The sequence below is a fragment of the Trinickia fusca genome (assembly GCF_003628145.1).
GTDB lineage: Bacteria > Pseudomonadota > Gammaproteobacteria > Burkholderiales > Burkholderiaceae > Trinickia > Trinickia fusca.
On the sequence record NZ_RBZV01000015.1, the window covers coordinates 118720 to 126437 of the forward strand.

General features: G+C 65.0%; 7 protein-coding genes. 3 read left to right on the plus strand and 4 right to left on the minus strand.

Annotated features, from left to right (window positions below; all coding sequences use genetic code 11):
• Positions 1-54: 54 nt before the first annotated feature.
• Complete coding sequence (locus D7S89_RS24205) at positions 55-1053, minus strand: type IV pilus biogenesis protein PilM (RefSeq protein WP_121281409.1); 999 nt, start codon at positions 1051-1053, stop codon at positions 55-57.
• A 195-nt stretch (positions 1054-1248) separates the two neighbouring features.
• Here D7S89_RS24205 and D7S89_RS24210 point away from each other — a divergent pair, with 195 nt between their 5' ends.
• Positions 1249-3708: a penicillin-binding protein 1A gene (locus D7S89_RS24210; protein ID WP_121281410.1), complete on the plus strand. Its 2460-nt coding sequence runs from the start codon at positions 1249-1251 to the stop codon at positions 3706-3708.
• 23 nt (positions 3709-3731) lie between these two features.
• Here D7S89_RS24210 and cyaY read toward each other — a convergent pair whose 3' ends face one another.
• Positions 3732-4049 carry an iron donor protein CyaY gene (gene cyaY / locus D7S89_RS24215; RefSeq protein WP_121281411.1) on the minus strand — a complete coding sequence of 106 codons (318 nt, stop codon included), beginning with the start codon at positions 4047-4049 and terminating at the stop codon, positions 3732-3734.
• Positions 4050-4095: 46 nt separating this feature from the next.
• On the opposite strand from cyaY, the gene lptM reads away from it, so the two are divergent.
• Positions 4096-4398: an LPS translocon maturation chaperone LptM gene (gene lptM / locus D7S89_RS24220; RefSeq protein WP_121281412.1), complete on the plus strand. Its 303-nt coding sequence runs from the start codon at positions 4096-4098 to the stop codon at positions 4396-4398.
• A gap of 13 nt (positions 4399-4411) precedes the next feature.
• A complete protein-coding gene (gene lysA / locus D7S89_RS24225) occupies positions 4412-5674 on the plus strand; it encodes a diaminopimelate decarboxylase (RefSeq protein WP_121281413.1) in 1263 nt (420 codons plus the stop codon).
• 6 nt (positions 5675-5680) lie between these two features.
• Here lysA and msrQ read toward each other — a convergent pair whose 3' ends face one another.
• Positions 5681-6394, minus strand: coding sequence for a protein-methionine-sulfoxide reductase heme-binding subunit MsrQ (gene msrQ / locus D7S89_RS24230; protein ID WP_121281414.1), 714 nt, complete (start codon positions 6392-6394; stop codon positions 5681-5683).
• Between the two features lie 22 nt (positions 6395-6416).
• Complete coding sequence (gene msrP, locus D7S89_RS24235) at positions 6417-7421, minus strand: protein-methionine-sulfoxide reductase catalytic subunit MsrP (RefSeq protein ID WP_121281415.1); 1005 nt, start codon at positions 7419-7421, stop codon at positions 6417-6419.
• Positions 7422-7718: the final 297 nt, after the last annotated feature.

Below are 7718 nucleotides of genomic sequence, written 5' to 3' on the forward strand. Positions count from 1 at the left end.
CCCGTACCCCCAGACCGTGTTGCCCACCGGCAGAGAGGCACCCTGCGCGCGCCGTCATTCGGCCACCCCGCGCAGCGCCAGTCCGAACGCGACGGCAAACGTCGACGCGTGGCGCCATTGGCGTGGCGCCATTGCCGCGTCACCCACACCGTCGTCGCAAAACGGCGCGCATTCGAACGGCACGACCGAACAACCGAGCAAGTCGCCGATGTCCGCTAGCGAGAACCCGACCTCGGCCATCAGCTCCAACTCGCCGCCGGCCACCGCCCACGCAGGAGCATGCCCACCCGCAAGGCTATGCAGGGCGCCAGCGAGATCCTCGTATTCGGAACCTGGATATCGCACGTGCGCCTCGACGACCTCATCGACGATGCGCCACGCATACACGCCGTCGCTGCCAACCCACAAGGCCACGAAGCACACGCCTTCGCCAAGCTCGAACGCCGCCGTATGCCAGAGCGCGCGCAACGCGGCAGGCGGTTCGCCATCGACGGCGCTCAGCGCAACGCCCGCTACAGCCGCCACCTCGACGCGCGCCTGCAGGTGCTCGCGCGCCGTGGCGGCGACAGTCATGCGCTGACCACGGGCCGCACCACCGGCCCGGGCGGCCTCTTCGACGAACCAATCGAGTGCTAACGCACTGCGCTCGAGCCCGGCCGCGCGTTCGGCCGCAGCCGCCGCAGCCGGCGCCATCGCATCGAGCACCGGCATGGACGAATCATCGGATGCATCGCGGACATCGGGCAGCGGAACCGAAGTGAGGACGGTCGCACTGCCGGGCACGGCCATCGCACAGCGCAGCAGACGCACCGAGCGCCGTTGTGGCCACTGGCCCAGCAATTCGGCGAGCGTCGCCGCCACCGCCATGCGATCGACGATCGCGACGCCCGACATAACCCCCTCGTCCAGCGAAGCCGCGCCGAGCCACTCGATTCTGACGGGGACCGCTTGCCGCACGCGGCTCAGCACCGCCAGCCTGACCTGGCGGCGGCTTATGTCGATTCCGGCCGCAAAACGGCGCGAGGTGGGCAGGGGAAGGTTTTCGATCAGCATGAGTTCTCCTCGAAGCACACGCGAGAGCCGCTCGAACACCGACCGGCTCGAGCGCTTGCGTCAGGAAAATTCTGCATACCGAAGGGAGCATGCAACATTAGACCGAGTGGCCAACGACGCACCTCGCCCGTTAAGCCAATCGAAAGCAGCCCCACGCGCCAGCTATAATCCGGCGGACCGTTTGTGTGCACTCGTATGGACCAGCTCCCACCTTCTCTGCCGCCTTCGTCGCTACCGCCGCCCGAGCAGCCGCCGTCACCGCCGCCCGCGCCGGGCAAGCGCAAGCGCTCGTTGCTGACGCGGATTCTGCTGGGCTTTGCCGGGCTTATCGCCGCGTGCGTCGTAAGCGCGGGGCTGCTCGTCATCTATGCGCTCGCCGTCGCAAGCCCGAATCTGCCCTCGCTCGATGCGCTGACCGATTACCGTCCCAAGGTGCCGCTGCGCGTCTATACGGCCGATCATGTGCTGATCGGCGAGTTCGGTAATGAACGGCGCGACGTCGTGCACATCGAAGCGGTGCCCGTGTTCCTCAAGCAAGCGATTCTCGCGATCGAGGACGCCCGCTTCTACGACCACGGCGGCGTCGACCTCGCGGGCATCGCGCGCGCAGGCGTGGCCGCGCTGACGAACGGTCACGCGACGCAGGGCGCCAGCACGATCACGATGCAGGTGGCACGCAACTTCTTCCTCTCGAGCGAGAAGACGTACACCCGGAAGGTGTACGAAATGATGCTCGCCTACAAGATCGAGCATGAGCTGACCAAAGATCAGATTCTCGAGGTGTACATGAATCAGATCTACCTCGGTCAGCGCGCCTACGGCTTCGCCTCGGCTGCGCGCGTCTACTTCGGCAAGGACCTGAAGGACATCACGCTCGCCGAAGCAGCGATGCTCGCGGGCCTGCCCAAGGCCCCGTCGGCGTACAACCCGGTCGTCAACCCGGCGCGCGCGAAGGTGCGCCAGCAGTACATCCTGCAACGCATGTTCGAGCTCGGCGACATCACGCGCGCCCAGTACGATGCCGCCATCAAGGAGCCGCCCACCGTCGTGCGCGCGCCCACACAGCAGTTCAGCGTGCACGCCGAGTACATCGCCGAAATCGTCCGTCAAGCCATGTATGCCCAATATCACGACGAGGCCTATACGCGCGGCCTGAACGTCGTGACGACGATCGATTCGGCCGACCAGGACAGCGCTTATCTCGCCTTGCGCCGCGGCCTGATGGCCTACGATTCGCGCCACGGCTATCGCGGCCCCGAGGCCTATGTCGATCTGCCGGCCGACGCGGACGCGCGCGAGGAGGCCATCGCCAACGCGCTCGATACACGCCCCGACAACGGCGACATCGTGGCCGCAGTGGTCACGTCGGCCGATGCCAAGCGCGTCGAAGCCACCCTCGCCGACGGCACCGATGTGGCGATCGAGGGCAACGGCCTGCGCTTCGCCGCCTTCGCCCTGAGCGCTCGCGCACAGCCGAATTCGAGCATTCGCCCGGGCGCGATCGTGCGCCTGCTCAAAAGCGACGACGGCAACTGGTCGATCGTGCAGCTGCCGCAAGTGGAAGGCGCGTTCATCTCCATCGTGCCGCAAGACGGCGCGATCCGCTCACTGGTCGGCGGGTTCGATTTCAACAAGAACAAGTTCAACCATGTGACGCAGGCTTGGCGCCAGCCGGGCTCGAGCTTCAAGCCGTTTATCTACTCGGCCTCGCTCGAAAAGGGTCTGGGGCCGGCCACCATCATCAACGATGCACCGCTCTTTTTCAGCGCGGCCGAGACCGGCGGCGCGCCGTGGGAGCCGAAGAACTACGGTGGCGGGTTCGATGGCCCGATGACGATGCGCACGGCACTGCAAAAGTCACGTAACCTCGTGTCGATCCGCATCCTGTCGCACATCGGCACGCACTATGCGCAGCAGTACATCACCCGCTTCGGGTTCGACGCCGAGCGGCACCCGGCCTACTTGCCGATGGCGCTCGGTGCGGGCCTCGTCACGCCGTTGCAGATGGCTGCGGCCTATTCGGTATTCGCCAATGGCGGCTATCGCGTGAACCCGTACCTGATCGCAGAAGTCACCGATCAGCAAGGCGTCGTGCTCATGCGCTCGCAGCCGATCGTCGCAGAACGTGACGCACCGCGCGCGATCGAAGCGCGCAACGCCTATGTGATGAACAGTCTGCTGCAAAGTGTCGCGCAACATGGCACCGGCGCGAAATCGAACGAGCTCGGCCGCACCGATCTGGCGGGCAAGACCGGCACGACCAATGAATCCCGCGACGCCTGGTTCGCCGGCTATCAACACACGCTCGCGGCCATCGCCTGGATCGGCTACGACAGTCCGCACAGCCTCGGCGACCGCGAAACGGGCGGCGGGCTGGCACTGCCCGTGTGGATGGACTACATGCGGCAAGCGCTCAAGGGCGTGCCGCCCTATCAGATGACCATGCCCGACGACGTGGTCACGCAGAGCGGCGAACTGTACTTCGAGGAATATCTGCCGGGCCACGGATTCGTCGCGACGGTCGGTGTCCCGCAGGCGACGGCGCCGAGCGAATCGGCAGGAGAGGAAGCCGGCACTGAGGCAGGCTCAGTGCCGGAGCGTGTCGGTGAAGACGAGAAGCAGCACGTGATGGGTCTGTTCGATCAGCAGCACTGATCGCCGACGCAAGGCGTGCCGCGTTACGCGGAGAACGTAACGGGCTCGCCGGCCTGTTGCGTTGCGTAGTCCGAAAGCGCGGCGAAGAATTCGTTGCCGCTGCGTGTATCACGCCACTGACCGTCGACGTACTTGAAGTGAAAACCGCCCGCTTTCGCGGCGATCCAGATTTCCTGCATCGGTGGCTGCAGGTTCACGATGATCTTGCTGCGGTTTTCGAATTCGAGCGTCAGCACGTTGCCGCTGCGCTCCGCCTCGATGTCGGCGTCGATGTCGTCGAGCGCCCGCTCGACGGCGGCCAGCACGGCTTCGGCCCGGGTAAGGTAGTCGCTGTCGGTCATGCTAAACTCCGGCGGTTAAACACATTCAGGCCATTCAGAGGCAGTCATGCGAGTCGTTTTGAGGATGAGCGCGATTGTAGCGGCTTTGCTGGCCGTTGCAGGAAGCGTGGCGCTAAGCGGCTGCGGACAACGCGGGCCGCTTTATATGCCGGCCGTCCCGCCGCTGCCCGCCAAACCCGCCGAGACAACCGAAGCGCCCACCCACATGGCGCCTGATGCCGCCAGCGACGCCCAACCCGGCGATCGCACGGGCTTGACGCTCGTCCCCGCCGACGATCTCGGCGCACAGCCCAAGGCCGTCCAGCCAGCGTCCGCAAGCGCCGCTTCGAGCACCGCCCCCCATTCATAACGCAGGTCCGCGCATGTCCCAATCCGCCTTCACTTACGTCGACGGCGTGCTGCACGTCGAAGGCGTCAGCGCCGTTACGCTCGCCGAGCAATTCGGTACCCCGCTTTACGTCTACTCGCGCGCGGCGCTGACCGATGCCTATGCAGCCTACGCACGCGCGTGCGCAGGCCGGCGTGCGTCGGTTCACGTGGCGGTGAAGGCCAACAGCAATCTCGCGGTACTCAACGTATTCGCACGCCTTGGCGCGGGCTTCGACATCGTGTCGGGCGGCGAGCTCGCCCGCGTGCTCGCGGCGGGCGGCAAGGCCGAGAACGTCGTGTTCTCGGGCGTCGGCAAGGGTGCCGATGAAATGCGCGAGGCGCTCGATGCCGGCGTGAAGTGCTTCAATGTCGAATCGATTCCCGAGCTCGATCGGCTCAATGCCGTCGCCGGCGCGCTCGGCAAGCGCGCGCCCGTGTCGCTGCGCGTGAACCCCGACGTCGACCCGAAGACGCACCCGTACATCTCCACGGGCCTGAAGGCCAACAAGTTCGGCGTCGCATTCGACGAAGCGCGCGCGACCTATCGCAAGGCTGCCGCGCTGCCGCATCTCGACGTGGTCGGGATCGACTGCCACATCGGCTCGCAGATCACCGAAATCTCGCCGTACCTCGATGCGCTCGACAAGGTGCTCGAGCTCGTCGAGCAAATCGAAGCGGACGGTACGTCGATTCATCACATCGACGTCGGCGGCGGCCTCGGCATCACCTATGCGAACGAGACCCCGCCCGAGATCGAGTCGTTCGTGCGCACGCTGCTCGAGCGCATCGAAACGCGCGGCCACGGCCATCGCGAGGTGTTCTTCGAGCCGGGGCGCTCGGTCACCGGCAACGCAGGCGTGCTGCTCACCCGCGTGGAGTTTCTGAAGGCAGGCGAGGAAAAGAACTTCGCGATCGTCGACGCAGCGATGAACGATCTGGCCCGACCGGCCATGTATCAGGCTTATCACGCGATCGATATGGTCGTACCGCGCAGCGACGCGTCGAAGGTCTACGACGTCGTCGGCCCAGTCTGCGAAAGCGGCGACTGGCTCGGCCGCGATCGTTCGCTCGCGGTCGAGCCCGGCGATCTGCTGGCGATCCGCTCGGCCGGCGCGTATTCGTTCACCATGAGTTCGAACTACAACACGCGCCCGCGCGCAGCCGAGGTGATGGTCGACGGCACCGAGGCGCACGTCGTGCGCGCACGCGAAACCGTTCGTGAATTGTTCGCGGGCGAATCGATCCTGCCGCGCTGACGCAGCCTAACGGGTAGGTCGGGTACGCGACGCCATGCGTGCCCGCGCCCAGGCCAGCAGGCGCCAGCCGAGCAACGCCAGCATGATCGCGCCGTAGAGCTTCGGCAGCAGCAGATCGTGCTTGCCGGCCTTCATCCACCAGAAGTGCAGAATCGCCAGCATCGCGATCGCGTAGATCGCACGGTGCAGCGTTTGCCAGCGCCGGCCCAACTTGCGCGCGCAAACGCGCGGCGACGTCGCGGCCAGCGGGAGCAGCAACAAGAACGCGGCAAAGCCGACCGTGATGAACGGCCGCTTGCCGATGTCCTTCACGATCTCGGCCACGTCGAACCATTTGTCGAACCACAGGTATGTGGTGAAGTGCAGCGTCGCGTAAAAGAACGCATACAGACCGAGCATGCGGCGAAAGCGCAGCAGCGCGTTGATGCCCGTGAGCTTGCGCGCAGGCGTGACGGTGAGCGTGATGCATAGGAACACGAGCGTCCACAGGCCCGTCGAGCGTGTAATGAACTCGATGGGGTTCGCACCGAGATTGCCGGTCATGCCGAACAGCACGATGCGCGCGAGCGGATACCACGCGGCGACGAACACCGCGATCTTGGCCGGCACGACCCAACGATCGCTGTTGCGCACAGGCGCGGCGCGCGCCCCATCGTGACGGCCCAGGCCGCGGGCCTGCACGCCACCGCTGCCACTAAGCGCGGACGTTTCGCTATTCATCGTCAAAATATTCCGTCAGGAATCAGAAGTACTTACGCAGATCCATGCCTTGATACATCGAGGCAACGAGATTGCCATAGCCATTGAACATCAAGGTCTTACGCTTCGGCGTGAAGAAACCATCCTCGCCGATACGCCGCTCCGTTGCCTGGCTCCAGCGCGGATGATCGACATTGGGGTTCACGTTCGAATAGAAGCCGTATTCGTTGGGCGCGTAGGTGTTCCAGCTCGTCGGCGGTTGCTTGTCGACGAAACGGATCTTCACGATCGACTTCGCGCTCTTGAAGCCGTACTTCCACGGCAGGACCATGCGCACTGGAGCGCCGTTCTGATTCGGCAGCACCTGTCCGTAGAGGCCCACCGTCAACAGCGCGAGCGGGTTCATCGCTTCGTCGAGCCGCAGGCCTTCCGAATAGGGCCAATCGAGGATCGGATCGGCAATGCCCGGCATCTGTGACGCATCGGCGAGCGTGATGAACTGCACGAATTTGGCGTTACCCGTCGGCTGGACGCGCTTGATGAGCTCGGCCAACGGAAAGCCGATCCACGGGACCACGATCGACCAGCCCTCGACGCACCGATGCCGGTACACACGCTCCTCGAGTGGTGCCAGCTTGAGGAGCTCGTCGATGTCATACACCTTCGGATTCTTGATCTCCCCTTCGACGCTCACCCGCCAAGGGTGCGGCCGCAGCGTGCCGGCATTGCGCGACGGATCGGCCTTGTCGGTGCCGAACTCGTAGAAATTGTTGTAGGTGGTGACATCCTTGTAGGAAGTAACCTTCTCGGGCACGACGAACTTCGCGTTCGTGTTCGCGGCCAGCTTGGCTGCTCTCGCATCAGGTGACGCGTAGGTGGCGAGTGCCAGGCGCGGCAAGCCGAGCAAACCGCCCGCCGCAGCGATCGGCGCCATGCCGGCGGCGGCAAGCAGCCTGCGGCGCTGCTCGAATACGGCTCGCGGGGTGATTTCGCTCGCGGCGATGTCCTCGCCGCGCAGCAAGATATGTTGCGCTCGTTTGATCAACACGGTGGCTGCTCCTGAATAAACGCCGGGCTCACACGAGAGCTCGCCTCGCCTTCGTTCGACCCGTCGGCTCTATATACCGTTCGGCGTCGCACTTGGATGCACGGTATTGCCCTGACAAAACAAAAAAACCGCCGATGGAGACCATGCGGCGGTTTTTTCCAACCATTCGGAGCAGCCTGCGGCTACAGCTTACCGTAGCTGTGCAGCCCCGACAGGAACATGTTCACGCCGAGGAAAGCAAACGTCGTCACGAGCAGGCCCGTGAGCGCCCACCAAGCTGCAACGGTGCCGCGCAGC

What these genes read in the sequence shown, in the direction of transcription:
- D7S89_RS24205 (WP_121281409.1), bottom strand. Translation starts at nt 1,053, where the DNA reads ATGCTGATCGAAAACCTTCCCCTGCCCACCTCGCGCCGTTTTGCGGCC.
- D7S89_RS24210 (WP_121281410.1), top strand. Translation starts at nt 1,249, where the DNA reads ATGGACCAGCTCCCACCTTCTCTGCCGCCTTCGTCGCTACCGCCGCCC.
- cyaY (WP_121281411.1), bottom strand. Translation starts at nt 4,049, where the DNA reads ATGACCGACAGCGACTACCTTACCCGGGCCGAAGCCGTGCTGGCCGCC.
- lptM (WP_121281412.1), top strand. Translation starts at nt 4,096, where the DNA reads ATGCGAGTCGTTTTGAGGATGAGCGCGATTGTAGCGGCTTTGCTGGCC.
- lysA (WP_121281413.1), top strand. Translation starts at nt 4,412, where the DNA reads ATGTCCCAATCCGCCTTCACTTACGTCGACGGCGTGCTGCACGTCGAA.
- msrQ (WP_121281414.1), bottom strand. Translation starts at nt 6,394, where the DNA reads ATGAATAGCGAAACGTCCGCGCTTAGTGGCAGCGGTGGCGTGCAGGCC.